The 26342-nt window shown below is 61.4% G+C and carries 20 protein-coding genes; 5 read left to right on the top strand and 15 right to left on the bottom strand.

Annotated features, from left to right (window positions below):
* Positions 1-14: 14 nt before the first annotated feature.
* The 3 genes from VFW72_RS00570 to VFW72_RS00560 are packed head-to-tail and all read right to left on the bottom strand — an operon-like array spanning position 15 to position 5425.
* A complete protein-coding gene (locus VFW72_RS00570; RefSeq protein ID WP_329672310.1) occupies positions 15-569 on the bottom strand; it encodes a hypothetical protein in 555 nt (184 codons plus the stop codon).
* 22 nt (positions 570-591) lie between these two features.
* On the bottom strand, positions 592-1092 hold the full coding sequence (locus VFW72_RS00565; RefSeq protein WP_329672345.1) for a TlpA disulfide reductase family protein: 501 nt from the start codon (positions 1090-1092) through the stop codon (positions 592-594).
* Positions 1093-1099: 7 nt separating this feature from the next.
* Complete coding sequence (locus VFW72_RS00560; protein WP_329672309.1) at positions 1100-5425, bottom strand: YhdP family protein; 4326 nt, start codon at positions 5423-5425, stop codon at positions 1100-1102.
* A 153-nt stretch (positions 5426-5578) separates the two neighbouring features.
* On the opposite strand from VFW72_RS00560, the gene glnE reads away from it, so the two are divergent.
* The 5 genes from glnE (at position 5579) to VFW72_RS00535 (ending at position 12669) form a co-directional block, all read left to right on the top strand.
* On the top strand, positions 5579-8476 hold the full coding sequence (gene glnE, locus VFW72_RS00555; RefSeq protein WP_329672308.1) for a bifunctional [glutamate--ammonia ligase]-adenylyl-L-tyrosine phosphorylase/[glutamate--ammonia-ligase] adenylyltransferase: 2898 nt from the start codon (positions 5579-5581) through the stop codon (positions 8474-8476).
* On the top strand, positions 8473-9111 hold the full coding sequence (locus VFW72_RS00550; RefSeq protein ID WP_329672307.1) for a hypothetical protein: 639 nt from the start codon (positions 8473-8475) through the stop codon (positions 9109-9111). Before glnE ends, VFW72_RS00550 begins: the two co-directional genes overlap by 4 nt.
* Before the next feature lie 70 nt (positions 9112-9181).
* Positions 9182-10180, top strand: a complete 999-nt coding sequence (locus VFW72_RS00545) for an EpsD family peptidyl-prolyl cis-trans isomerase (protein WP_329672306.1) — start codon at positions 9182-9184, stop codon at positions 10178-10180.
* Between the two features lie 312 nt (positions 10181-10492).
* Complete coding sequence (locus tag VFW72_RS00540; RefSeq protein WP_329672305.1) at positions 10493-11686, top strand: DUF1972 domain-containing protein; 1194 nt, start codon at positions 10493-10495, stop codon at positions 11684-11686.
* Between the two features lie 8 nt (positions 11687-11694).
* Positions 11695-12669, top strand: coding sequence for a glycosyltransferase family 2 protein (locus tag VFW72_RS00535; RefSeq protein WP_329672304.1), 975 nt, complete (start codon positions 11695-11697; stop codon positions 12667-12669).
* Here the strand turns inward: VFW72_RS00535 and VFW72_RS00530 are convergent.
* The 12 genes from VFW72_RS00530 to VFW72_RS00475 all read right to left on the bottom strand — a co-directional run bounded on the left by VFW72_RS00530 (position 12652) and on the right by VFW72_RS00475 (position 26320).
* Positions 12652-13896, bottom strand: coding sequence for a glycosyltransferase family 4 protein (locus VFW72_RS00530; RefSeq protein WP_329672303.1), 1245 nt, complete (start codon positions 13894-13896; stop codon positions 12652-12654). The two genes, VFW72_RS00535 and VFW72_RS00530, sit on opposite strands and share 18 nt — an antisense overlap.
* Positions 13893-15035, bottom strand: coding sequence for a glycosyltransferase family 1 protein (locus VFW72_RS00525; protein ID WP_329672302.1), 1143 nt, complete (start codon positions 15033-15035; stop codon positions 13893-13895). Before VFW72_RS00525 ends, VFW72_RS00530 begins: the two co-directional genes overlap by 4 nt.
* 7 nt (positions 15036-15042) lie before the next feature.
* Positions 15043-16434 (bottom strand): O-antigen ligase family protein, encoded by a 1392-nt coding sequence (locus VFW72_RS00520; protein WP_329672301.1) that lies wholly within the window; start codon positions 16432-16434, stop codon positions 15043-15045.
* A gap of 5 nt (positions 16435-16439) precedes the next feature.
* The gene (locus VFW72_RS00515; RefSeq protein WP_329672300.1) at positions 16440-17543 is read right to left on the bottom strand and encodes a glycoside hydrolase family 99-like domain-containing protein; all 1104 of its coding nucleotides are present in this window, start codon (positions 17541-17543) and stop codon (positions 16440-16442) included.
* A 26-nt stretch (positions 17544-17569) separates the two neighbouring features.
* Entirely contained in the window at positions 17570-18445 is an 876-nt protein-coding gene (locus VFW72_RS00510) for a polysaccharide biosynthesis tyrosine autokinase (RefSeq protein ID WP_329672299.1), read from the bottom strand.
* 24 nt (positions 18446-18469) lie between these two features.
* Complete coding sequence (gene epsF, locus VFW72_RS00505; RefSeq protein ID WP_329672298.1) at positions 18470-19909, bottom strand: chain length determinant protein EpsF; 1440 nt, start codon at positions 19907-19909, stop codon at positions 18470-18472.
* 37 nt (positions 19910-19946) lie between these two features.
* Positions 19947-20633 carry an exosortase-associated protein EpsI, B-type gene (gene epsI, locus VFW72_RS00500; RefSeq protein WP_329672297.1) on the bottom strand — a complete coding sequence of 229 codons (687 nt, stop codon included), beginning with the start codon at positions 20631-20633 and terminating at the stop codon, positions 19947-19949.
* Positions 20633-21526: an exosortase B gene (gene xrtB / locus VFW72_RS00495; protein WP_329672296.1), complete on the bottom strand. Its 894-nt coding sequence runs from the start codon at positions 21524-21526 to the stop codon at positions 20633-20635. The genes epsI and xrtB overlap by 1 nt, the downstream gene beginning before the upstream one ends.
* 129 nt (positions 21527-21655) lie before the next feature.
* Positions 21656-22699, bottom strand: coding sequence for an acyltransferase (locus tag VFW72_RS00490; RefSeq protein ID WP_329672295.1), 1044 nt, complete (start codon positions 22697-22699; stop codon positions 21656-21658).
* A gap of 19 nt (positions 22700-22718) precedes the next feature.
* Positions 22719-24131 carry an O-antigen ligase family protein gene (locus VFW72_RS00485; RefSeq protein WP_329672294.1) on the bottom strand — a complete coding sequence of 471 codons (1413 nt, stop codon included), beginning with the start codon at positions 24129-24131 and terminating at the stop codon, positions 22719-22721.
* A gap of 27 nt (positions 24132-24158) precedes the next feature.
* Entirely contained in the window at positions 24159-25229 is a 1071-nt protein-coding gene (locus VFW72_RS00480; RefSeq protein ID WP_329672293.1) for a glycosyltransferase family 4 protein, read from the bottom strand.
* The gene (locus VFW72_RS00475) at positions 25226-26320 is read right to left on the bottom strand and encodes a glycoside hydrolase family 99-like domain-containing protein (RefSeq protein ID WP_329672292.1); all 1095 of its coding nucleotides are present in this window, start codon (positions 26318-26320) and stop codon (positions 25226-25228) included. Before VFW72_RS00475 ends, VFW72_RS00480 begins: the two co-directional genes overlap by 4 nt.
* Between the last annotated feature and the right edge of the window lie 22 nt (positions 26321-26342).

Raw genomic sequence — 26342 nt, 5'->3', positions numbered from 1 at the left:
GGATTATCGGTCGCTCAACTCGGGAAATGGAGCCCATTCGTGAACGTCGCGGTCACATCTTCACCTTTTGTGAGGGATTCCTGCAGCCGGTCACCCCATACCGACGCCTGAAACACGGTTAATCCGTGGGAAAAATGCCACGCCCGGCCAAACCGGGGCGACGTCTGGGAAGCACGTGCCGTGAGTGCCCAAGCATGGCCCGCCTCGGGAACCACCATCCCACGGCCGTGCAAAGGCGCAATCGCTACGCTGTCATACCCCTTGCGGGCGCGCCAGGCGGTCGCCCACCCCGTCAAGGTCCGGGGCACCAGCGGGGCATCCACCATGCGAGCGTAGGCCAATGACCAGATCAAACCATCCGCACGACAGCTCAAGACGCGCACGGTCACGGCCTCCACACCGGGCCAACTCATGGGCCTTTCGGCCATTTGCGGCTTGCAAGGAAACCAGGCGATCAGGCCATCGGCCTCTGCCGGCCTGACCTCGCGCCAATCCAGGGCTGGCGAACACGCCACCTGGCTGAGCGCGACCAGACTCACACCCAAGACGAGACTGCGAAGCGCTGGCATGGCCGTCAAACGGATTGGCGTCTCAGGCGGGCTCGGCCAGCAAGTCGCTCAACAACGCCTGCAGGGCTTTGAAATCGGGTTGACCGATGTACTGCTTGACCACCTGCCCCTTCTTGTTGACCACAAACGTGGTGGGCGTGAGCTGGACGGGACCAAATGCTTTCGCCAATTCCCCGGTATGGTCCATGGCCACCTGGAAAGGCAACTGACGCGACTGCACGAACTGCATCACATAAGCCGGCGGGTCGTACTCCATCGCGATCGCCAGGGTTTCCAGGCCTTTGGGCGCCAGCAGTTGGTGCGTGGCAACCAGGTCTGGCATTTCCTTGACGCATGTGGTGCAACTGGTGGCCCAGAAGTTGATCAGGGTGACCTTGCCTTTGAGATCGGTCAGCTTGTGTTGCGAGCCATCAAGGCGCGTGTAGCCCAGGTCTGGCAAGCTCGCCTGAGGTGAGGGCGAACACGCCTGCAAACCCAGGGCCGCAGCCAGGGCCAGAGTCAACATCACGCTACGCCGGGCCATCCACATGTCACTGTCCTTCCTTGAGTCGCGAGGCGGCTGCTGCTGGGGGCAGGGCAGGCGCCGAGGGCGCCGAAGCTGCCAGAGGCACCGCCGTGCGGGCACTCAGTTTCTCGACCTGGGGGTCCGCCCACGGTCCGGTCACGAGAAACTCCTGCGTACTGGCTTCAGACACCGATTTGCGCAATAGTACCTGCGCCAGGAATGTCCCCAGGCCCACCACCGGATTGATGGCGGCGTAAGCCAACGAGGCCCCTACCGCATTGACATCGGGCACCACGTACACATGCAGATTCTGCGTTTCCTTGACCAGATCTGCCTGGCCTTCCATCAGAACCACCGCCTGCACGCCCCGCATGCGCAGGTTGCGCGTTTCCGCCACCCCTTGCTGAATTCGGACCTGACCGTCGATGGCGTCAAAGGCGAAGCCTTGCTGGAACACATCTCGGAAATCAAGCGTCAGACGTCGGGGCAGCGACTGCAAGCTCAGCACCCCCAGCAACTTGGCCATACCCGGGTCCACCTTCAAGAACTGGCCTTCATTGACCACCACATTCAGGTCCCCCGACAGGGTCTCGACATCGGGCTCCAGTGGCGAGCCTTGCCAGCTCACGCGCCCCGAAACCTTGCCCTTGCCCCCACGGACCGTGCGAGGCAAGCCCAACCGGGTCAGGGTGTCACCCAGGTTGTTCACGTCCAGCGTGAAGTCAAAGCTGGAACGCGGACGCATGCGGGTCCCGGGCACAGCAGACCACGCTCCAGTGGCATTGAGTTGCGCCTCGGGCGCCCCGAGTTTGAATCGGGTCAAACGCCACTCCGGCACCACCGCGCCGGCCGCGCCTGACACCATGTGGTTGACCGCTTCCACCTCCAGGCGCCCCAGCGACACCCCACGCCAATCGAATTGGTCCACGACGATGTCCAGGGCTGGTACGTCCTGCCCCGCCTTGTCGGTCGACAACATGCGTTCGGTCGCCTGCTCTTGCAGAGCCTGCGCCTCGGCCGCAGGAATCGACAAACGGGTCAAACGTGCCACCAGTCTGCTACCCGACTGGGTCGCGTTGCCGCCATTGGCCGTATCGGGCAACCACTCGATCTGACCGCTGATCTGACGTGCATCCAATTGAGCGCGCCAAACCCCGGCCGCAGGATGGGCCACCGTGGCCGACACATCGCGCAGGGTGCGCTGCTGATATGCCAGCGTGCCGGTGGTGACCGAAATGGTATCGGGCACATAGCCAGAGGACGACTCCGCGGAAGCGCCCTCTCCACCCAACTGGAAGGACTTACCCACCGCTTGCCAGGCATCCAGATCCAGGGCCGGCACCACCACCTGGAGCGACACGCCTTTGGCCGGCAACACGGGCACGGCCTGCGCGGCCCCCGCCGACAACTGCATCAGGCTGATCAGACCCCGCCGCACCTTGGCCTCCGCGCCCGTAACGTCGCGCCGGAGGTCCACCTTCAACCAAGGCGCTCCCTCGCTCATACCAGGCGCCTGCGGATTGGCCACATCGACCACGAGTGCGTCGTTGTGGCCTTGGGCGTCGTCAAGCCGATAGGTCACCTTCAAGGGCCAGACGCTGCTGGCCGCCTTGTTCAAAGGCGCAGGCAAACTCGATGCAAAGCCCTGCAGGCTCGACTGCACCTCGACGATCGGCAAGCCTGCGGGCGCCTCGGGGGTGGCCACTTTCGGAATCGACACCGAAACGGTAAACGGCGACTGCCCGGTCAAATGTTTGCCCAGTTGTGCCAGCAGGGGCCAGTCTTGGGCACGCTGCAGGCCTTCAGCCGTCATCACCCCGCGCGCCAGGAACTGGGTCGTGCCAGAGGCATCGCGCTGCCCTTCCACCCCCACATCCTGCCCCCAGACTCGGGTCTGCGCCTTCACCGTCAAGGCCGACTCGGTGAAACCAATCTCGCCCACCAAGGCGTCAAACAGCGGCAAAGCGGGCGTCAGACGCAACGCGGCCTGATCAGACGCCTTCATGGTGACGCGCCCCTTGAGGGTGGTGTGTTCGACCTGATCCAGCGGAATGTCCAAAGCCAACTGCAGCGCACTTTGTCCCGAGCCATGGGCCACCGACATCATGTTGCCGGTCCACTGCCCTACGGGCGAGGTCGACAAATACTTCAACACATCATCGAGCGGCCCCTCGCCCTGCCCCTTGATGACGAGATGCGGGTTGTCGGCCCCCAGGTCGTCAATCAGCCCAGACACGTTGTGCAACACGAAGCCACCGGTTCCCACCTCACCCAGACGGGCTTGCGCACGCTCAATGCGCAGGCGTTGCCCCTCGAAAACCAGTTCCCCGTCGAGCTGAGAGAAAGCCGGCCAATAAGGCTGGCCAGCCTGGCGAACCTCGGGCACATAGTCCAAGGTGAGTTGCTTGACCGGCACATAGACACGGAACTTGCCCCCCACATCATCCTTGAAGGGGAACTGATTCAAGTCGCCTTCGACCTGGAAGCGCACCTTTTCGCCTTGCCCGCTCTTGAGGGCGTCGCGCACGTAGTAGCGCGCACTGGCAGGCAACACCGAGGGCAAATAGCGCCAAACCCGATTGGCCTGGCCACGACTGAGCTTGCCTTGCAGTTCCAGGCGCCCCGGGAGCCGGGCGACCTGCGGTGCATCAGCGCGCCCCCCGGTTTGCCAATGGCCTTCGAGCTCGCCTTGGGCGTCGGGGTTGGCGAACTGGGCCTGCTTCACATACAGGTCAATGTCGGGCGCTTGCCCCGCCACACGGGAGCGGCGAATGTCCCAGCGCACGACCGAATTCAATGAGGTCAGGGGAATGCGTGGCTCTTCAAACACGTCGGGAAACTCGATCCAGCCACGCTCGACTTCCAGGTCGGCGCGCCCGCCTGACTCGTCGGCCTGAAAGCGAACGTTGGCTTGCGACAAGCCCGGCCACCCCGCTTCGCGCGACCCTGACCACGTCAGCCCCGAGAAACGCCCTTTGGTGCGATAGGTGGTTGGCGCATCAAGCGGCCCCTCCCACTGCCAACGCAGATCATCGCCAATACCTTGGGGGGCCAGGTCATTCAAAGCCTGGCGCACCCGGCGGGACAAGGGCAAACGGTCGGCCAACTGGGCCAGCAAGGCCAGATCCAGCCGCTCGGCCTCGAACACCCCGCCCTTGGTCAACTGCCAGACCTGGTCATTCAAGGTCACGCCATCCCATTTGGCATGGCGCCACTGCAAGCTGGCCGAACTGCTGGGCCAGACCACGCCCTCGGCCGTGACAAAGCGCAGGTTCTGGTACTGCAGCACAGTCACCTCCGGTTCGTGCGTCATCGACACCCGGCCCGCCACCTGACGGAAAGACAGCGGCGCGAGCTCGCGCGCCAAACGCACGCTGACGTCCTGCACATCGGCGTCCAGACTCAATCCCTGCCATTTGCCCTGGTAAAGCGCCAGATCCAGGCCCACTCGTCCACGCCCGCCGTTCACCTCGATCGGCAAAGTCAGATGTCGACGCAGCTGTTGCACGTCCACCCAAGGCAGATCCAGGCGCACCGTCCCCGACCAGCTTTGCCACTGGCTGGGCCGCGGGGCAGCCCCCACGAGGCGCCGCCACCAGGGCACGGAAGCCCCTTCCGGAATCAGCACTTCGCCCACCTGCCACAAAGGTTGGGTCATCGACACCTGAATCAGGCCACGACGGCCAAACTCAGCCGGCGGGGTCGCCTCCAGCTTCAGTTCATGCCAGCGTCGCCCGAAGCCCGGTCGATTGCTTAAAGCCAGGTTGACGTCTTGCAAACCGATGGTCGGTGCGCCCCGCAACTCGTCGGTCCAGCGAATCTGCCCACGGTCAATGCGAATCAGGTGTTGCGACAACAGCCAGTCGGCGGCGGTGTCACTCGCCCCCTTCGCGGCTTTCCCCGACACATCCACACGCAGCCCCGCCACATGCAGCACACCTTCACGGTCGCGGCGCACGTCCAGTTCGGGCGCCACAACGATCAGGCGGTCCAGCCGCCACTCTTGTTGCCACAGGGCCTGCGGCAGAAATGATGAAGGCGAAATGCGAACCGACACCTCCGGCAAGCGCAAGGCCACCTGCCCGCGCTCATCCAGCAAGCGCACTTCCGACAGGCTCAACACAGGCCACAGGCCCTCCGGCCGGCCCGCCACGCGACCAATTTGGACGGGCACCCCTAGCGCCCGCGTGGCTTGTTGTGCCAAGGCATCTCGCCACTCGTCGATTCTTGGCAGAATTTGGTACAGCAAGATGCCCCATGCCACCGAAGCCAGCAAGAACAGGCTGCCCAAGGCCCACGCCACAGGCCGCCACCAGCGCTTGCACGCCTGGCTCAACCAACTGGGAATCACTGCCTGTATCAACTCAACGCAACCGTGTGTACTTTGTGGATCGGTCGAAGTCCGTAGCCCAGACACTTTCTGAATGCCGTAGCATCCTGACAGTGGCGACGGAGTCACGTCACGATCAAGCCAGCACAGCCCTTTAACAGACCCGCGAGTTACATGATCGATTTCCCTTCAGATGCGGTGCGGACCTCAGCCTCGGCTGACCATTCCCGTTATGTGCAACGCATCCGACGGCGCTATGCCTCAGACATCGAGGCCGCCATTTTGCCGCCAGACCGGGTCCCCAGAACGGCAGAAATCGCCGCGGCTATCGATTCGTTACAAGATAAAGGCCGGGAACTGGGCTCCGCGCTGCGCGTGACGCGTCAACTGGTGCTCGAACGATTGGCCACCCTGGACGTGGAAGCCGGCGCCTCACTGGCCGACATCACCGGCGCGATGACCGAACTGGCCGAGGTCACCCTCGACCGCGCCTTGGCCGCAGCGGAAGCCGAGTGCGACGCTCGCTTCGGCGCACCCTTGAACGAGCTAGGCCAACGCGTTGACCTGTGGGTGGTCGGCATGGGCAAGCTGGGCGGGCGCGAACTCAACGTGTCGTCCGACATCGACCTGATCTACGTCTATGAAGACGACGGTCTGACCACCGGCGTGGACGATGGCCGCGGCGGCAAGTCGGGCCAGATCACCGTTCACGAGTACTTCTCACACGTCGTCAAGAAGGTCTACACCCTGATCGGCGACACCACCGAAGACGGCTTTGTCTTCCGCGTCGATCTGGCCCTGCGCCCGAACGGCAATTCTGGCCCCTCCGTGGTCAGCCTGGCCATGCTGGAGGAATACTTCCTCGTACAAGGTCGCGAGTGGGAACGCTTCGCCTGGCTGAAAAGCCGCATCGTGGCGCCCGTGCGCGCCATGACCGGCGGCGAGCACGCCAAACGCTCCCTGGCACTGCGTGACATCGTCATGCCCTTCGTGTTCCGGCGTTATCTTGACTACGGCGTGTTCGAAGGCCTGCGCCAACTGCACCGCAAGATCCGCGACGAGGCCAACCGCCGTGCCGCAGGCCGCCCCGAGCGCGCCAACGACGTCAAACTGTCGCGCGGCGGCATTCGGGAAATCGAATTCACCGTGCAATTGCTGCAAGTAGTACGCGGCGGCCAATTTCCTGAAATTCGGACGCGCTCGACCCTCAAGGCGCTGCAACGACTGGCCGCGCGCGGCCTGATTCCACAACAAACGGCCGACCAACTGGGCTTGGCCTATGTGGTGCTGCGCCGCATCGAGCACCGCATTCAGTACCTCGACGACCAGCAAACCCATCTGCTGCCCACGGAAGACCGCGACCTGCTCTGGATTGCCACGAGCCTGGGCCTGACGGGCCACCCCGAACGCAGTGACTGCCAAAGCCCCACCTGCCAGATGCTCGAAGCGCTGTGCAGCATTCGCGAACTGGTGGCCACCGAATTCGACTCGCTCTTGCACGACGGTCGCAGCAACAACTCGGGCGAAGGCTGCAAGAACTGCGGCGGCCCCCCCCTGCCGGTGGACAGCGAAGAGTACATCGCCAAGTTCCCCGAGCCCATCGCCACCCGCCTGCGCGAATTCACCAGCCAGGCCCGGGTGACCATGCTCAGCGATCCGGCCAAACTGCGCCTGGCCAAGCTCATTGGCCGCGCAGCACAAAAGGCTCTGACACCCGACGAGTCCACCGGCGAAAGCCTGGGCGCCGACGCCGTCTTGCACTTCATCGAGTGGCTCACCCCCCTGCTGCGCCGCGACAGCTACTTGTCTCTGCTGGCCGAGCGCCCCGAAGTGCTCAACCGCCTGCTACGCCTGCTGGGGCTGGCCAAATGGCCCATGCGCTACCTGATGCGCCACCCCGGCGTGATCGACGAACTGGCCGATCCCCGCCTCATGGACGGCCGCTTTGACCCGCAGGCTTACCGACAAGACCTGGAAGAGCGACACCGCGCCTGGGAAAAGGCCGGCCAAGCCAGCGAGGAAGCCTTGCTCGACACCCTGCGTCGCGCCCACCACGGCGAAATCTTCCGCACCCTGGTGCGCGACGTGGAAGGCCAGTTGACCGTCGAGCAAGTGGCCGACGACCTCTCCGCACTGGCCGACGTCACCCTCGAGGTCGCCCTGCGCTGGGCCTGGCTGCACCTGCAGCAGCGCCCCGGCAAACAAGGCGCCTGGGCCGTGGGCCACGACCCGCACTTCGCCATCATTGCCTACGGCAAGCTCGGCGGCAAAGAACTGGGCTACGGCAGCGACCTCGATGTCGTCTTTGTTTACGATGACACGCTCGACGAGCCCACACCGAATGCTGGCCCCGACACCCCCACGGCCATCGACGCCTACCTGGTCTTCGCGCGCAAGCTGGTGAACTGGTTGACACTGCGCACTGCCGCGGGCGAGCTGTTCGACATCGACACCGCCTTGCGCCCCAATGGCAACTCTGGCCTGCTGGTCACATCCTTCCATGCCTTTGACGACTACCAGCGCCAACGCGGCAGCAACACCGCCTGGACCTGGGAGCATCAGGCGCTGACCCGTGCACGCTGGTGCGCCGGCGAACCGGCCCTGGCCAGCCAGTTCGAGACCGTTCGCCGCGCCGTGCTGTCGTCACAGCGCGACCCCGCGGCCTTGCGGGACGAGGTCGTGGCCATGCGTGAGCGCATGCGTCAGGCCCATCCCTGCCCGGCCGATCAATTCGACATCAAGCACAGCCCCGGCGGCATGATCGACGTCGAGTTCGTATTGCAGTACCTGATTCTGGCGCACAGCCACCAGCACCCGGAGCTGATGGACAACCTGGGCAACATCGCGTTGCTGGGTCGAGCCGAGGCCGCTGGCTTGCTACCCGCCGGCGTTGGCCAAGCCGCCGGCAAGGCCTATCGTGCGCTGCGTCAGGTGCAACACCGGGCGCGCCTGGATGAAGCCCCCACACAACTGCAAGGCCATGCGTTCGAGCAAATGGCCCCACATCGAGAAGCCGTGATCACGCTTTGGCAGTCGGTGTTTGGCGCGCCGCCCGGCCAGTCGCCCGCATGAGCGCCCACACGGGGCGGCTCGGTTGGCTGACCCTGTGTCTGCTCCTGGCCTTGCCGGCTGCGGCCCTTCCTATCATCGATCTGGACCACCCTTCTCTGTGGCCACCCAGCCTGCAAGCATTCATCTTGCACCCACACCAAGGTTGGCGACAATCGCTACCCAGTTGGTGGGCGACAGCCTGGTTGCATGGCAGTGAACCCCATTTGTGGCGCAATCTCGCCGGCGTCGCGCTCGTTGCCGGCATGGGGTGGGCCGCTCGGGTGGGCCCGCCCGCGACACTGGCTTGGCTGCTGGCCTGGCCCCTCACGCACATCGGCATGCTCTGGCGTCCGGAACTCACCAGCTACATCGGCCTGTCCGGCGTTCTGCACGCCGGGGCCGCCATCGTGGCTCTGCAACAAATCATCAGCCCGCCCACACCGCCCGCCCGCTGGCCTGGCTGGGCCTTGCTGCTCGGCCTGATCACCAAGGTCGTCATGGAAAACCCCTGGGGGGCCGTTTTGATTCTGTCATCCGCGTCGGCTATAAAGGTGGCCCCTTGGGCACATTTCAGTGGCGTCCTGGCTGGATTGGCAAGTGGGGGACTGGTTCTGATCGGGATCAAACACCTTGCCCCCCAATTCAAGCGTCAATAACTGACAGTCAGGGAACTTCGGGAAATTCCCCGGAATCGAAAAATCACGATCCAACCTTTCGTAGACCAATATGCAAACCCGCCTGCAAGCAATCACTCGCCATCAATCTGTTCGCCTGATGGCCATGCTGCCCATCGTCGTTGCCGCCGCCCTGGTTGCGGGCTGTGGCGACAAAGGCAAGTCTGAAGGCAAGGCCAGCCAGGCCGCTGCTCGTGTCAACGGTGAAGAAATCACCGTTCACCAGATCAACCTGCTGCTCGAGCGCCAGAATGGCCTCAAGCCCGAACAGGTCGATGCCGCCCGCAGCCAGGCGCTCGAAGGTCTGATCGACCAACAACTGGCTGTGGCGAAAGCCGAAGAACAGAAGCTGGATCGTGACCCCACCGTGGTGCAACAGCTGGATGCCATCCGTCGCAGCCTGCTGGCCCGCACCTACCTGGAAAAGGCCGCGGCTGCCGCCGTGGGCACCCCTTCTCCTGAAGACGTCCGCAAGTACTTCGACTCCAAGCCCGCCCTGTTCTCTCAGCGCAAGGTCTACGCGCTGCAAGAATTCACCGTGGCCGCGCCCCGTGATGCCTCCAAGGCCCTGATCGAGAAGCTCGACGCCGCCCCCAGCCCTCAGGCCTTCGTTGAACTGATCAAGAACAGCGGTTTCAAGGTCGGCGCCAACCAGGTCACCCAGGCTGCCGAAGGGCTGCCCATGATGATCCTCGACAAGCTCAAGGACGTGCCTGACGGCAAGGCCATGTTCATCACCGGCGACGACGGCTTCAAGGCTTTGTTGGTCGTTCAGTCCAAGCAACAGCCCGTGACCTTCGAACAGGCCAAGCCTGCCATCGAGCAATACCTGACCGCCGAACGCCGTCGCGAATTTGCGCAAAAGGAAATGAAGAACCTGCGCGCCGCGGCCAAGATCGAGTACATCGGCAAGTTTGCCGAGAAACCTGCCTCTGGCGCGGCTCCAGCCTCGGCCCCGGCTGCAGCTGCCTCGACAGCAGCACCCGCTGAAGCAGCCTCTGGCGGCCTCGATGCCAACGCGCTCAACAAGGGTCTGTCGGGTCTGAAGTAAACCCGTCCCCCCCCTCACGCGAGCACCGGCACCCCCGGTGCTCGTTTTCTTTTTGGGGGTCTATTCCTGGCCGAATTCCCAGGTTTTTCGTGCAATTTATGCCCCAACACCCCCTCGATATCGGGGGGGCTGTCGTGGATTATTGCGGGGGCTTTCTCGATTGAAACCCCTCGGCGCGCGGGTCATGATGTGGTCACTATTCGGCATCTTCGGCGTATCAACAATGTGGATGCTTATCGCTCAGTCGCCCGCAATCTCAAAGGCCTCGGCCCCGAAATAGCGAAGCAAGAGCGTGACACATCCGCTTTCCAAATGAAAACACTGCGCATTCTCGGCACCCGGGGTATCCCAGCGGCTCACGGAGGATTCGAGACATTTGCCGAGCATTTGGCGCTGTACCTTCGCGATCGTGGGTGGCGAGTCATCGTGTACTGCCAGGAAGAAGGTCGCGCGCCCACCGTCCGCGACACGTGGCAAGGCATCGAGCGCATCCGTATTTCGGTCCCTGGCGACAACTCCCTTTCCACCATGTGGTTTGACTGGCTCTCCATCCTGGATGCAGCCCAGCACAACGACCTGTGCCTGACCCTGGGCTACAACACAGCCATCTTCAACACCGTGTTGCGCGTCAAGGGAGTGACCAACATCATCAACATGGACGGCATCGAGTGGATTCGCGCCAAATGGAGCAAGCCCGCCAAGCTCTGGTTCTGGATGAACGACTGGTTCGGCTGCTGGCTGGGCAACCACCTGGTGGCCGACCATCCGGCCATCAAGGACCATCTGGTGACACGCGTGTCCGGCGACAAGATCACCATGATTCCTTATGGCGCCATTCCGGTAGCGGAAGCGTCTGAAGAACCTGTGCGCAAACTGGGCCTGGAGCCTGGCCGCTACCTGACTGTGATCGCCCGCCCCGAACCGGAAAACTCTCTGCTCGAAATCGTGCAGGCGTTCTCGGTCAAGCCTCGCGGTTACAAGCTGGCCGTTCTGGGTGCGTACAACGAAGACAACCCCTACCATTCAGCGGTCAAGCGCGCGGCCAGCAATGAAGTGGTGTTCCTGGGCGCCATCTACGATGCGCCCGTCGTTCAGGCTCTGCGCTTTCACAGCGCGATGTACGTCCATGGTCACCAGGTAGGCGGCACCAATCCTTCGCTCGTCGAGGCGCTGGGCGCCGGCAATGCGGTCATCGCCCACGACAACCGTTTCAACAAGTGGGTGGCAGGCAACGGTGCCGAGTACTTCAACTCCACCGCCTCGCTGTCTGACTGCTTCAGCCGACTGCTGTCCGACGACAAGGCGCTGTCGAGCATGCGCCAAGCCAGCAAACAGCGCTTCCAGCAAGCGTTGACCTGGCCCATCGTGTTGGGCGAGTACGAAAATCTGCTGGAACGCTTTCTCAAGCCCAAGACGAAAGCCAGGCCTGCACTGCACCGGGATGCCCGAGACACCGTCCGCGAACTGATTGTCGAACAGGCTCGAACCCCGCGCAAAGCCCGATAATCTCCTGCATGTCTTCTCGCCTGGCGGTCGTTCTGGTCAACTGGAACGGCTGGCGCGACACCGTCGCCTGTCTTGAATCTCTGCTGCCTCATCTACCTGAGGGCGCAAGGGTATTGGTTTGCGACAACGCCTCGACCGACGGTTCTTTGCAGCACCTGGCCCGCTGGGCCACCGTGCAACTGGGAACCACCGGCTTTGTCCAACTGACTCGCGCACAAGCCGAACAAGGTGGCACGGGGCACGACCCACAGCTCGTCCTGGTTGACACCGGCGGCAACCTTGGCTTTGCCGGCGGCAATAACGTGGGCATGCGTTATGCGCTACGCCACGGGTTTGATTTCATCTGGCTGCTCAACAACGACACCGTGGTCGATCCCAACTCTGCCCCCGAGTTGATCCGGACCATGCAGGCAGACCCACGCATCGGCATGTGTGGCTCCACCCTGTTTTATTTCGACACGCCCGAGGTGGTTCAATGCCTCGGAGGATCTCGCTTCGATCTGAGCCAAGCGGTCGGGCAGCCCATCGGCTACGGCCAGCCATTCGACCGTCAAATGCCGGCGTCGCTCGTCACCAGCCAACTGGCCCATGTTTCAGGCGCATCGATGATGGTGTCGCGAGCGTTTCTGGAAGCCATCGGCCTGATGGACGAAAGCTATTTCCTGTATTTCGAGGAAATCGACTGGGCCATCCGAGCGCAAGGCCGCTTCACCCTGGGGTGGGCGCCTTTGAGTTTTGTCTGGCACAAAGAAGGCGGTTCCATTGGTTCCAGCCATCGCCAACGGCCCTCCAACAAATCGCTCAGTTACATGTGCGTCAACCGACTGCGATTCACGCGCAAGCGGGTGCCTCACTGCTACAGCTCGGTACGCCAGCGCATGTGGTGGGAAACAGCCGCCTACCTCAAACGACGAGACTGGGACGCCGCACGCATCTACCTGCATGCCTTGACAGGCTGGCGTTTTTTACTGCCCTCGGCCTGAGGCGCCTGCCGCCGCTTTGGCGCAACGGTCCGCCATCAAGCGCAAGACATCACCCACTCGCTCGAAGTCAAACTGCGCACGGGCGGCCTCACGTTGAGCCAGCTCAGTGCCCCGCAAGGCGCCATCTTGAAGCGCCTGCCACACCGCTTGGGCGAAGGCCTTGGCATCGATCGCCACCGCAAAGCAACGGCTCACGGCTTCAGGCAAGCCGGCAACGCCTTGAGGCGATGACACCAGGCGTGCCGGCGCAAACAGCATTTCCACCGACTTCACGTTCACCCCACTGCCACCAAAGATCGGGTTCACCAGCACGCGCGCATCCCGCAACACCGGCACCACATCTGGCGGGTTCGGGCGCAACACCACGCCTGGCGATGCCTTCACCGCATCCTCAATGGCCAAGGCTGGGGCACTGCCGGCCAGCAACATCCGCGCGCCAGGCTGTTGCTGGCGAACCAGGGGCCACACCTCCCGCAAGAACCACAGCACCCCCTCCACGTTGTTGGGTGTACGCAGGTTCCCCAGATACGCCACGTCGAACGCAGGGGGCGGCCCCCATGCTGCACGCAACTGGCTCGCCTTCTCCGGGTTCACCAAGGGGGGCAACCACACGCCTTGCGCAAAACCCTGCTCGCGCCACCAAGCCAGGTCGTCCATCGAGATGTCGAACACGACCTCGGCCTGCCTCCAGGCATCGAACTCGACCCGTCGCAAATGCGGCAGGTTCATGCTCCACGCCAGTCGATCACGCAGCGATGTGGCCCGGCTGACCTGCCCCCGCATGTAGCGATGCTCAATGTTGTGGCTGCGGTAGAACAAGGGCACGCCATAACGCCGGGCAGCGGCTCGCGCCAACCAGATCGGATAGATCGCATCCAGCCAGATGGCCTCGGGCTTGAACGCATCCAGGCTGGCCCAAAGCGCCCGCAAAGCGTGCTTCGAGGGCACCCGAGAAGAAACATGAGAGGGCCAGCGAGCCAGCCGCACCAGGCGCTTGTACCGATCCGACCAGGTGCCCTGAATGGGCAAGGTGTGCACCACCGAAGCCACCGTGTGCAAGGCCTGCACATGCGCCTGCGGCAAGCCCTGTCCCTTTTCGGCGTACCAGGTCACCAGCGCCAGATCAGCCCCCGCAGCCTTCATGGCGTTCAAGCGCGCCCAGTCATCGACCAGACCACCATGCGTGGCCGGGTAAGGCATCTGACAGGAAAAGTAGGCAATCTTCATGGCTTGGGCCTCTGACGCACCACGGCACGCAACTCACGCATCAACACCCGTGCAGACTGTTGCCAATCGAACGTGGCGGCTTGGGCCAAGGCGCGCTCAACCAACGCCTGGCGTGCAGGCGCCGACATGGCGAGCGTTTGCTGCAAGGCCCGCCGCAGATCTCCGGGCTGGGTCGGATCGAACAGCACGGCCCCCTCCCCCGCGACTTCAGCCAACGAGGTCGTATTGGCCGTGATGACGGGAACGCCGCTGGCCATGGCCTCGGCCACCGGCATGCCGAACCCCTCGGCAAATGCTGGGTAAACAAACAACTTGGCATGCCGCATCACGGCAGGCAAGGCGTCGTCGCCCAGATTCTGAAACATCAGCAACTGGTTCACTTTGGCCGCGTGCTCGATGGCCCGCTTGACTTCCGGAAAACCACGATCTTCCTGCCCCACGATCACCAGCGGCGGCGCGGACGCTCCCATGCTCACCCAGGCATCGATCAACTGAAGGTGGTTCTTTCGCGGCTCCAAACGGCCTACCACCAACATGTAGCCACCAGGTTCCAGCCCCAAGCCGCGCACCTGTTCCTCGCCCGCCTGCCCCGGAAAGAACCGCGAGCGATCCACCCCGTTGTAGGTCACATGCACCTTGGCCGGATCGATCTGGTAGTGCGAACAAATCTCGGCTTTCGAAAATCGGCTCACGGTGAAGATCTTCGCCGCCTTGCGTGCAGCCAGCCGAAACGTCAGCTTGGCCTCTTTCACGAACCCCGGCGAGAAGAACTGCGGATAGGTCTCAAACAGCACATCATGGATCGTCGTCACGGTCACGACCGGCCGAACGAACGGCACCCGATATTGGGTGTGCAACACATCCAAGCTATGCCGCCAGCACAACCAAGGTAGCCACAAGCCGAGGCGAACCAAACCATGAGCCGTAGGCATGTGCACCAAGCTGACGTTGGCCAGACGGAACTCCGGATAGGCATCACGCAGGGAATCAACCTGATCGAGAAAAAACACGAAGTCCACATCAGGCGACAGGCGAATGGCCTCGCGGTAGAGCCCGAGAACATGACTTCTCGACCCCTGAAAAATGCCGTCCCACTCGTGAAAGTCGACGCCCACCCGCAAACGCTTGATCGCACTCATGAAGGATTCAGGCCCCAGCAGGCCTTCGACGGCCGGGCAAACACAAGGTCGCGCCAATCAGCACAAAGCACAGCTCGAACAAGTCGGGCAACGCATAAATGAAATACATGGCCGAGGTAGTCAGCATCACGAACAGAATGCCCACCCGCAAACCCACATCCTCACTGGAACACCAATCCTTCCAACGCGGCGTGACGCGCCATGCGCAATAGAGGAAACAGGCCAGGAGCAACAAGGCAGCCGGAATGCCGTTGTCCAAGGTCTGCAAGAGGAACAAATTGTCGACGGTGTACATGCGGCCGCCGGCGTATGACACGCCGCCTTTCGTGTCCCCCAAACCCACACCGAATCCGATCAAGGGGCTTTCGCCAATGTTGCCAAACGCATTGACGATGGTCTGCAGACGCGATGAACTGCTGGAGCGCTCGGCCTCCGAGCGACCCGCCATCAAATCGGCCAACACATACATGCCGCCCGCCGCCAAAACGGGAAGCCACATGAGTTGCAAACGCAGCACCGTTGCCATCACCTGGCTGGCAAAGCCTCTGAGCCAGACCAGATAGCGCAAGCTCAACAGCACGACACCAAACACCACCCCGATTGCCAGCCCCGAGCGCGTATTGGTGAAGTAAACGCATCCCAAACAGATCCCTCCCAACAAGGACCATTTGAGTCCGCCAATGGCTCTGGGCTGAGGATGAAACAGCCCTTTGGCCAGGAACATCAGCCCGAACGACACCAGGAAATGGGCCAGCACCAAGGGATGCTGGAAGGTCCCCTTGGCTCGATAGAAGCCATCACGCAAATCTTCCAGAAACGCCAGTTGGGTCGACACGTTCTCGACCTGCAGCAAGCCATCGAACACATTGCGGCGCAACACCACCTCCAGCCCCATCACGCACAGCAGCACCAGGGTCGACAGTGCCAGGATGTTGATCAACCAGTTGAGCTGACTGCGGCTGCGCACGAGCGCGGCAGTCAGCCAGAAAGTCACCCACACGGGGATGATTTCATTTTTCAACTTGGTCAGCGTGTAGCCTAGGGACGCGGCGTTGAACAGCACCAGGGGCAAGATCCACAAAAAGAACGCGGCCACCAACCAGAACAGAATGCGCGCGCCCCTGTCTTCCTGGCGTGTCAAGCTGTGGCGGAATGGCTTGATCATCAAGATCAGCATCATCAAGCCCAGCATGGCCAGTCGCAGCAAACGCGACGGCGCCAAATTGGGTGACCCGCCAATCTTCAACTCGCCATAGGCCGGAAAGGCCACCAGAAAGAAGACAAACAGACAGAACGCCAGAAACGACAAACGCAGCAACTGATCAAGAACCGCCTGCGTGGCGACCGACATTTGCCCTGTCCTCTGCCGAGGCCAGACCTGCAAGTGCTTCGCGGCCATCCCCGTTACTCCTTCGGACTCACAGGCTTGGCTGCACCAAAAACCGACTTCACCTTGTCGATCATGACGGTGCCCAAGGCACGCGTGGGCTCAATGAAGGACCCCTCGCCGAACTCGTTCCAGCAACAGATCAAACCCCAGCGCGCGGCCTGCCCCTCGCGCAGTCGCCCTGCCTCGATGGCTTTCTTCCCCGCACGCAAATGAAGCTCGAACTCGGAAGGCACCGACATGGACCCATCGTGCCGAGGGTCGGAGCTCCCACCCCAAGGGCGCTTGTCCCATCCCGATGTCATCGGAAAAAACACCGGCACCGGACTGACAGCTTCATAGGTGCGCCAATGCGCCCGATAGGCGTCGTCCAGTTCGGCATACGAGTAAGACTCCTTCTGCACAAACGGCGGGCGATGCATGTTGTACATCGTCACGGCGTCATAGCCCGTCTTCAAGGCGTCCCTGACGACCGTCGTTTCCTCGCTGGCCGCGCCCGCCACGAAGTAAAAACCAGGCAGTCCGGCTTCACGCGCTTTGGCTTGCGCCGAAGCCAGCAACTCACTGGCTGAAGCCCCGAACTTGCGCGCACTGGCTTCCAGTTCGCGTGCCAGGAAAATGAAGATCACCGGCTTGCCATCAATGCGCAGCATCTCCGGCCTGGGGGCATAGAACCGCACCCAGAAATCGACCATGCGATCCCAGTTCGCTCGGTTGTTCGGGGCCTTGCCGTGGTTGGCCCACATGATCGAAAACGGCAAACGCTCACGCTTCGGGCTACGGAAATAGGCCGCGAGCGCATGGTCCAGATACACCTTGTTGTCGATGTCCCAGTACCAGTCAAACACCACATACTTCAGCCCAGCGGACAGCATCCAGTCAATGTGCTGGCGCATGACATCGTCTGCCCCTTCGTCATACCAACCGAGCAGAGGCTCTCTTTCCTTGAACGGCTGGATGCGCTCCCAAGGCCTGTTGGATGGCGCGTAAGGCGTGTCATTGCGCCAACCGGGAAAGTAATACACCCCGACATTCGTGGGCGCCTGGGCACAGGCCTGGCTGGCCAGCAGAACAAGACCGCCAAACCAAGTGGCGATCACGAGCTGAAACCATCGCCGCATGACGGAGCGTCCTCTCTGCAAGTCGATCAGTACTCGTTCATGACGACACCCGCCATGTTGATGCCACCACGGCTGAGAGGCTCCAGCAAATCGCGCAGCCGCTCGGTGCGAGTCCTGTCCTTGCGGGCAATCGCCAAAGCCGAGCCACAGCTGGCCGCGATCACACGAGCATCCACGCCTTTCGAAGCCGAGGGCGTGTCGACCACCACGTAATCGAATTTCCCAGTCACCACCTTGATCAACAAATCAAAGGTCTGGCCTTGCAACAATTCCAGAGGGTTGGGCGGCACGATGCCCACCGGCAGCACATACAAGCTGGGCAACCCATTGACCCGACGAAACACATTGGTGCCGGAGCGGCGCGACAAAACACCGCTCAAGCCGCTGCGGTTTTCCACCCCGAACACCTCGTGCAAACGTGGCGAACGCATGTCGGCATCGATCAGCAAAGTACGCCCACCCAACTGGCTCAGCGCCACCGCCAGATTGGCCGCAAAGAAGGTTTTGCCGTCTCCGGGTTCCGTGCTGGTCACGGCCAAGGCCACCCGCTTGTCGCGGTTGTGAAAAACCGAACTGCACAGATGCGTGCGAATGCCCCGAAAGATCTCGGACTGATCCGAGAAGGGCTTGTTCGCCACCACCAACTCATCGCTCAAGCCGTAAACAGCCTGATTGGCATAGGGATAGTGGAATTGCTGAGCCAAGGCCCACAGCACTTCATCTTGATTGGCCAAACCCAACGCCACGGCGGCTTCGCCGAATTTGACGTTGTTCTCGCGCTGGTAAGCCAGGATGTTCTCGACCTGCTCAGCCGACAGGTTATTCGCCTCGCGAATGATGTCCCCAATCGGCTTTTCCAGACCCGTTTCGCCGGGGTACTGCCCTGCGAAAGAACTCGGCATGATTTCTGTGTCCATAGTCACTCTTTACAACGTTGACCCACCCGCACCGCCAACGGCAGTGGGAGGCGATCGAAGAAGCCAGGGACGAATCTTGCGGCGCAACAGGCCAGAAGGGGCATCTTCAGACTTGAGCAACACCCCCACCAGCGGCAGGTTCAGCTCCATCAGCACATCATCGGCGGTGCGAACACGCCGGTCATTGAGTTCAACCAGCAAGACCGCAGTCAGCGCCAAGATCAAGCCCCCCACAATGCCCAAGGCCATGTTCAACAAAACCTTGGGCGACGATGGGTTGGGCGAAGGCGAAGCCACTTGAACAATCGAGACATTGGTCTGGGTGGTCTGGCTTTCCATGCTGGCCTGCACCGCACGGTTCTGAGCCGTGTCGTAGGCCTTCTGGAGGTTTTCCACATCGCGCACCAGCACCGATGCCGCATCGCGATTGGCGCGCATCTGAATCACCTTGGCTCGCTGGGCTTCCAGATTGGCGCGCGCCTTGGCCAGGCGGGCTTCGTTGACCGTGTTGCTGAAGCCCACGCTGCTGGTCACCTTGTTGGTTTCTTCGGCAATGCGCTTGCGCAAGACCTTGATGTTGGCGCGCGTCTCGATCACCTGGGGGTGGGCATCACCAAAGCGTGACTCCAGTTCTTCCGCCTTGGCTTCCAATCGAGCCAGGTCAGCCGTCAGCGCCCCAACCACCTGGTTGGCCAGCACATCAGCGGAACTGCCGGCGGCACGCTTGGCCTGGATTTCACGGTTACCCGATTCCGATTGCACCCCTTCCAGCAAGGTCACCTGCTGCGACAAATCGAGCAAACGCGCATTTTCAATGTCCAGCCGCTCATCGGTCGCGACCAGCCCTCGCTCTTTCTGGAACTCGGCCAAACGGGTCTGAGCCTCCTCCAGTCGCTCACGCAAGCGAGCGGCCAGGCCATCGAAAATGGCATTGAAGCTGCGCGCCGGATCGGTTCGCAGCCCGGCGGTGGTGTCAATGAAGCTCTCGGCATACCCGTTGGCCAAGGCGGCCGCAAACTGCGGGTCGGTCGACTCATAACTGATGGTGATGACGTTCGACTCACGGGCCGGCTTGACGGTCAGGTTCTTGGCCAGGATACCGGCCAGCCAGGACTCGAACGAGCCCACCCCATCGGTTGCTTCGCGCCACTGCTTTTGCATGGCGCCACTTTCGTTCATCTTCAAGCGGCGAATGACCTGAATGGCCACGCGCTCGCTCGAGATCAGGTCCACCTGGGTGGCCATGTAGCTGGGCGTCATCATGGCTGGCAAAACCATGCCAATCATCGGGTCGGGCGACTTCACATCAATCAGCACCTGGGCCGACGAGGTGTACTTCTTCGGCATCAAGAAAGACACCAACGCAGCGATCGCCACCACCGACAGAAACACCGACAGCAAGACCAGCCAGCGGGCTTTCAGAATTGCGTAGATCTGGTTTAACGACATGCCAAAACCTTAAAAACCTGTGTACCGAACCGTGCGATCACGACCCGAAAAAACGTGGGCGGAACCCCGGCGGCATCTGCTGTTCCAGATCCCGGATGAATGCGTCATGCAACTGCTCTGACAGTTTCGGATCTCGGCTGGCCGTCGACACCCGCACCAGCATGCCGTCTGCGATTTGCCCCTGCAGGCCGTAACGCAGTTGTGCGATCTTGCGGCCCAGACCAGGCAAAGTGGCCTGATCATCCAGCGTGACCCAGTAGGAGATCTGTTCGGTGTAGTTGTCACGCGTTCCCACCAACTGCCGCATCGTCAGCGCATGGCCGGCCAGTTGCGCCTGGTGAACGCCCAACTCGTGAACCGTGAACCCCTGGCCGGTGTAGCAAAACTCAGGCCGATGCGCCGCAGTCGACTCCGAGTTCTGATCTTTGCCATAGGCAATGGTCAGCATCACAACCTGGCCCTTGTCGTTCACATAGCCCCGAGCCAGGGTTTGGGAATACGCAGACTCGATCACGCGCTGCACGGAAGGATCGGGCAGAAGCGGGGTCAAAGAAGGCTCGGCCTTCCAGCCACCGAACTCCATGGGCACCAATTGCTCAAGCACGATGGCTGGGCGCACGTCGGCCAAGCTCTGCGTGGGTCTGAGCGCCTCGGACAAATAGGCAGCGCCCAACATGCAAGCGCTTGCCAACACCAGACCGACCATGCCTTTCTTCATCGCCATCACACCCTCTTCAGCCCTTCAGACTTATCAAAGCGGGAGGCCAACAGGCGATCCGTCATGTAGGTCAAAACCAAAGCCACGGCAAACAAAAGCATGCCGGCGAAGCCATGCAGGAAACCTTGGCCAGCTTCGTCGCCCATGTGATAGGTCACCAGCACCAACACCACCACGCGCACCACATTCGAAATGAACGAGATCGGCACAATTGCCACCGCCAGCAGGGTGTTTCGTGCGCGCGACTGGTAGTTCATCAGCTTCATGTAAAACAAGCCGAGCGACTCCAGTGTGAACAGCGAGTTCAAGCCGGAGCAAGCATCAGCCACCAACAACTGGTAGGGGCCGACTGTCAGGGTCACACCGGAGCGACCGATTGGGTAATGCGCCAGATGCAACACCGCTTCGGCCACCACCGAAACCGCCACCTTCAGTGGCATCGTGATGGCTTGCACCAGCACCCCTGGCAGCGGCACCATGAACAGCATGAAGAACAAAGAGAACCAGGCCATTCGAACCAGTGTCCAGCCTCGCAGCATCAGCATGCCTGCAGCCAGCAGGAACACGTGCGACAAGGCCTCGAGGGTGTCGAGCCCCTGAGAACGCCCCAACACATACATGGCCAGCGCGACCATCAACACCAGCCAACCCGACACCATCGCGGGCTGCGCCTCCCCGGCAAACAACTTCTGGCGGTCGTTCCACAGCAACCAGAACGACAAGGCGATGATGATGGGGGCATGGCCGTTGTCGTCCTTCATCCAGGCCGTTCCCGCCAACGACACGTAGGTGGGAATAAACAGCGCCAGCAAACCTACCGCCAGGATGAGCAACTGAGCAAACGGCCACCTCACCTCACCGGAGGGTGCAACTGGCAAGGAAACCGACGACTGACTCATAAAAGACGACAACTGGGATAGATGAAAGGGGGCCAGTGATTGTGGCAAGAAGCTCAGCGAAGTTCCTCTGGGCAGACGGCAATTCGCCTAGTAATAACCCGGCCACCCCCCGCTACTCGGGGGCCTGTTTCAGGTGTTATTCCACGCACCAGAACGGTTGCGTTCGAACTTCCTTCGCAAATAAAGACGTGCCGGCTGCTCAACCCAATAGAAGGTCGCATAGGAATAGACCAGCAACACCCCCAGAAAGCCCAGCAGCATCAAGCGTCCGCCCCCATCGGGCCAGAAACTGCGAAACACCATCAGCACCACAAACTGGTTCAGGTAGATCGAGTATGAAATCTTTCCTAGATGAGCCAGGCGCCGCACATGGTTTGACAACCACCCCTGCTCCAGCGCAAACACAAACACCACCGCCATGAACAGGAAAGGCGCCACAAAATCCAGGGCACTGGTCTTGTGCGGTCTGGCAAACAACACCACGGCCACCATCGCCACGAGGGCCCACTCCACCCAACTCGCTGCGGACGAAGCCCGCGTCTGGCTTTGCCACCACCTGTACAAACGATAGGTCAAGATGCCCAGAGAAAACGACGACACGCAGCGCACCAGCCCGGCGTTCAGGTAATCGAAATAGTTCTGGTAATGCACATCGAGGTGTCCGGTCAAGGCTCCCATCAAAGCGAACCCGACCAAGGCCACGGCAGCCAGAAGCAGCGGCGAAGTTCTTGCGCTCACAAAGCCAAAAAATAGCAGGTTGACCACGAACTCCACCGAAATCGACCAACTGGGTTCGTTATAGGTCAGACCTTCTGAATTCAAGCCCACGTTGTTCAACAGCAGAAGATGCTGAACCAAGGTGAACACGGTGCCGTCTGGGTAACTGGGCCACCGGCCATGGAGCCAATAGGCCACGGCCACAAACACGCCCAGGGCATAAATATGCAAGGGGTACAAGCGCGCCAATCGGTGCACCAGAAACTCCCTCAAACTCAATTGGCGGGGCCCATACAAATAGCCATGCGAAAGAATGAAGCCGCTCAACACGAAGAAGAAGTCGACGGCCAAATACCCGGCCCAACCCGGGAAAAAGTGGAACAAGGCCACCCCCATAGCAGCCACCCCGCGCAAGGCATCCAGGGCTGTGAACTGAACTGCTCGGCCACTCATCATTCAAACATCCCACAGCACATCATGGCCCCCGCCGCCACCTACGGGGCTTCGCGAACCGCCGCCCACGCAAACACAAGGTCGCCCCGATCAAACCAAAAATGAATTCATTGAGCGCCGAAGTGGCATGCATCGTCAACATGCAGGCCGATGCAGCCAAGGCCAGGGCCGCGCCAATCCGAATACCTGTGTTGGCCTGCGGCGCGCGCAACTCATCGTAGGTTGGGCACAAGCGCCAAATGGCAAACCCCAAAATGAACACAAAGACCAGGCAATACAGCAAGCCATAGTCCAGTGCATAGGCCAGGTAAATGTTGTCAATGAAGTAAACACCGAAGTAGCCCTTGAAACCGGCAATCTTGGCGCCCTCACCGGTGCCTCGCCCCACGATCAGGCTGTCCAGAATGGCCGGTATGCCACGCGTCAGCATGCTGATCCGCGCTTGCGAACTCATCGACTCTTCAGCCGTGCGCCCGCTGACCAGTTCGTAAACCCACAGCCCGAGGCCAATGGCCACAAACAGCAGCCACAGCAACTGCACCCGCAGTACGGCGGCGGTCAAGCGATTTCGAAAAGTCGCAGTCCAGGTCAGAAACTTCAAAATCAAAATGGCGCCCAACACAATCGAGGCCATCAACATCCCAGACCGGGTGTAGGTCAAGACCACGCCGCTGAACGACAACAAGCCCAGCAACACCCAACGCCACTGCGTGCCAGTCTGGCTGAACATGCCCTTGGCCACAAACGCTGCCCCCACCGTAATCAGGAACTGCGCACACGTCAGCGGATGCTCGAAGGTCACCTTGACTCGGTAAACACCATCGCGCGTCTGGTCCACCAGACCGACCTGGCTCCATCCTTCCGACGAAATGAAGCCCTCAAACACATTCCGCTTCAACACAAACTCGATTGGGGCCACACACACCACGACCAGCATGGCCACCACCAGCGCGCGCAACAACAGCAAGTAGTCCTGCTCGCGGCGAATGTAGATGGCCGCAAACGCGAACGCCAACCACGACGGGAAGATGTTGTTCTTGATTTCGTTGATGAAATAGCCGCTTGAATAGTTCAGATACAGATTCAAGCAGAAATACCAAACGAAGAAAAACGCCACGGTGCGCCACAGTCGGCGCGTTTCAGGCCCAGCCAGTTCGGTCAACGGCGCACGAAACGGTTTGACGAACACCAGCAGCAACGTCAAGCCAATCAGAACAAAGCGTGCCCACCGCGCTGGCGACACATTGGGCAATCCCCCTGGCTTGATTTCCGCATAACTGGGCAGTGCCACCAACGAAAAAAGCAAGCCCACGGTGAGCCAGGCGCCTAACCCCATCAACTGTTTGATGACCCTCGCCACCACCACGCGAGGGCGCCCATACTCAGTCCGTGGCCATGCCCTCATGCCTGGGGCGGCCGGTGCGAATATCGCCATGAAGAACTCCCTGTTTCATTTTCGTTTTCATTTTTTATTCAATGTCTCTTCCATGGCCTCGCATGCGCTCGACCACGTGAACCGCTGAATCGACTCACGCCCCGCCTGCGCCAGACGCAAGCGCTGCACCGGGTCTGACATCAAGGTCAGCACACCTTGCGCCAGGGCCGAGGCGTCCGCGGCCGGGCACATCCAAGCATTCACATTCGCCTGGGCAAACTCACGGTGCCCGTCCACATCGGTCAGCACCACCGCAGCACCGCAGATCATGGCCTCGGCAGGCGGCAAGCCCCAGCCTTCCGTCAAGCTGGGCGCCAGAAAAATGGCGGCCCGGTTGTAGATTTCGCGCAGCAAGTGCTGCGAAGGCAGCTGGTGGTAAGTCACCCACGGCGGCAAATCAGCTGGTGGGGCACATACCCCGAACAGGGTTGCCTTCAAATCAGGACACTGGGCCTGCACCTGCTTCAAGGCCTCCAGCCCATAACGACTGCCCTTCCACGCCGCCTGGTGGTAGAGCATCGCCACAGAGTGGGGGTCGCGATCCTGGGGGGGTACATCCATCCCAAATGCCTTGAAGTCCAGGCCGTTGGTGATGTAGCTGGAGGTTTCCCCCTGCTCGGCCACCATGGCCTCCAGCCAGCGAGAAATCACGATCTTGTGCATCGGCAAACGCCAGGTACGCAGCACCTGATCGCGGTCCCCTGACCAGTCTTCAAAGTGTTGGATCAGGTAAAAGCGGCGCCCCTGCCTGGGTTCGTACGTGGCCACCCATTCCGCGGTTTCCCATGCCGTCGCCACCACCACGTCAGCCGCTGGCATGAACCACCGATGCAACCAAGGCACGAACCGCAACTTCACAGCCGGGTCCAGCTTGAACCACGCCTCAGGCGTGAAGCGCCGCAAAGCCCATCGCTTGGCGAACGTAAGCCATGGGCGCAAGCGTTTCATCTCTCGCACCTGGCTGGGGAGCAAACAAAACGGGTGCGTGATCGTGACCTCATGGCCACGTGCCACCAAACCATTGGCGTACTCGTACACCACCTTGTAGCCGCCTACGGGCACCGTGCCCTCGGTGGGCAACACGAAATGCACCTTCATTTGCCGAACACCTCCAGCAAACGCTCCAGGCGCGCCTTGCCTTCGACCTGAGTCGGCTCGATATACGAACCCTCGCCAAACTCATTCCAGCAGCACAACACGCCGAGCTTGGTGCCAGGCTGCTTCACGGCCTCCAAAGCCTTGCGCCCTGCAGCCAGGTGGTCGCGAAACTCATTCAGCGTGGGCATGCACTGGTCATGGCGAGAATCGTAAGTGCCACCCCATGGCCGCTTATCCCAGCCTGCCGTCAACGGCAAGATGGTGGGCACTGAGCTGCTGGCCGCATATTGACGCCAGTGCGTCTGGTAGGCCGCATCCAGCTCTTTGAAACTGTGGGCCAGCTTGCCCTGCTGCCCAGCAGGCGCATGCAAGTTATAGGCAGATACAGCGCTGTAGCCCATCGCACGAGCCTCTCGCAGCAAATCGGGCGTATCGCCCGTTACCCCAGCCACAAAATAGAACCCTGGCAAGCCCGCATCACGGGCCCGCTTCTGTGCGCCCGACAACAACTGTTGGGCTGTGGTGCCAAACGCCCTGGCGCGCGCAGCCAGATCCTGCGATGAATAAATGAACACCACGGGCTTGCCATCCACGCGCAAGAACTCACTGCGCGCAGCGTAGTACTTCACCCACCAGTCCACCATCTGGTCAAAATTACTCTGGCTGGATGGCACATCGCCATGGTTTGCCCAAAGCAGGGCAAACGGCAGCCTGGTTCTTTGGGGGGCTCGAAAATAGGCCGCCAAAGCATGATCCAGCATGACTCGACCGTCGTTGGCCCAGTACCAGTCAAACACCACAAACTGCAGCCCGTACTGAATCATCCATTCGAGCTGAAGGCGCATGACATCGTCATTGCCCTCGTCATACCAACCCAGCAAAGGCTTGCGTTCCGGAAAGTCTTTGATCCGTTGCCACGGTTTGGCTGCGGGGGCGCCTGGGGCATCGTCGCGCCACCCGGGGAAGTAAAAAACACCCAAAGACAGATCGCGCTGCGCAAAAGCCCCAGCCGAGGTCAAGGCGCAGCCCACCCCCAGCAACAAAGCCGCCACACCAGGCAACCACGATCCGCTCGCCCCGAGCCTCGCCATCTTTCTTATCTCTCTACTCGAT

Origin of the sequence: Aquabacterium sp. (assembly GCF_036273115.1) — a bacterium.
Taxonomy (GTDB): Bacteria; Pseudomonadota; Gammaproteobacteria; order Burkholderiales; family Burkholderiaceae_C; genus Aquabacterium.
Note: the sequence above shows the minus strand (reverse complement) of the source record. Positions and strands in the feature narration are given on the sequence as shown.

Coding starts and splice junctions, on each gene's coding strand:
- VFW72_RS00570 (WP_329672310.1), bottom strand. CDS start 569: ATGCCAGCGCTTCGCAGTCTCGTCTTGGGTGTGAGTCTGGTCGCGCTC.
- VFW72_RS00565 (WP_329672345.1), bottom strand. CDS start 1,092: ATGGCCCGGCGTAGCGTGATGTTGACTCTGGCCCTGGCTGCGGCCCTG.
- glnE (WP_329672308.1), top strand. CDS start 5,579: ATGATCGATTTCCCTTCAGATGCGGTGCGGACCTCAGCCTCGGCTGAC.
- VFW72_RS00550 (WP_329672307.1), top strand. CDS start 8,473: ATGAGCGCCCACACGGGGCGGCTCGGTTGGCTGACCCTGTGTCTGCTC.
- VFW72_RS00545 (WP_329672306.1), top strand. CDS start 9,182: ATGCAAACCCGCCTGCAAGCAATCACTCGCCATCAATCTGTTCGCCTG.
- VFW72_RS00540 (WP_329672305.1), top strand. CDS start 10,493: ATGAAAACACTGCGCATTCTCGGCACCCGGGGTATCCCAGCGGCTCAC.
- VFW72_RS00535 (WP_329672304.1), top strand. CDS start 11,695: ATGTCTTCTCGCCTGGCGGTCGTTCTGGTCAACTGGAACGGCTGGCGC.
- VFW72_RS00530 (WP_329672303.1), bottom strand. CDS start 13,896: ATGAAGATTGCCTACTTTTCCTGTCAGATGCCTTACCCGGCCACGCAT.
- VFW72_RS00525 (WP_329672302.1), bottom strand. CDS start 15,035: ATGAGTGCGATCAAGCGTTTGCGGGTGGGCGTCGACTTTCACGAGTGG.
- VFW72_RS00520 (WP_329672301.1), bottom strand. CDS start 16,434: ATGGCCGCGAAGCACTTGCAGGTCTGGCCTCGGCAGAGGACAGGGCAA.
- VFW72_RS00515 (WP_329672300.1), bottom strand. CDS start 17,543: ATGCGGCGATGGTTTCAGCTCGTGATCGCCACTTGGTTTGGCGGTCTT.
- VFW72_RS00510 (WP_329672299.1), bottom strand. CDS start 18,445: ATGCCGAGTTCTTTCGCAGGGCAGTACCCCGGCGAAACGGGTCTGGAA.
- epsF (WP_329672298.1), bottom strand. CDS start 19,909: ATGTCGTTAAACCAGATCTACGCAATTCTGAAAGCCCGCTGGCTGGTC.
- epsI (WP_329672297.1), bottom strand. CDS start 20,633: ATGGCGATGAAGAAAGGCATGGTCGGTCTGGTGTTGGCAAGCGCTTGC.
- xrtB (WP_329672296.1), bottom strand. CDS start 21,526: ATGAGTCAGTCGTCGGTTTCCTTGCCAGTTGCACCCTCCGGTGAGGTG.
- VFW72_RS00490 (WP_329672295.1), bottom strand. CDS start 22,699: ATGATGAGTGGCCGAGCAGTTCAGTTCACAGCCCTGGATGCCTTGCGC.
- VFW72_RS00485 (WP_329672294.1), bottom strand. CDS start 24,131: ATGGCGATATTCGCACCGGCCGCCCCAGGCATGAGGGCATGGCCACGG.
- VFW72_RS00480 (WP_329672293.1), bottom strand. CDS start 25,229: ATGAAGGTGCATTTCGTGTTGCCCACCGAGGGCACGGTGCCCGTAGGC.
- VFW72_RS00475 (WP_329672292.1), bottom strand. CDS start 26,320: ATGGCGAGGCTCGGGGCGAGCGGATCGTGGTTGCCTGGTGTGGCGGCT.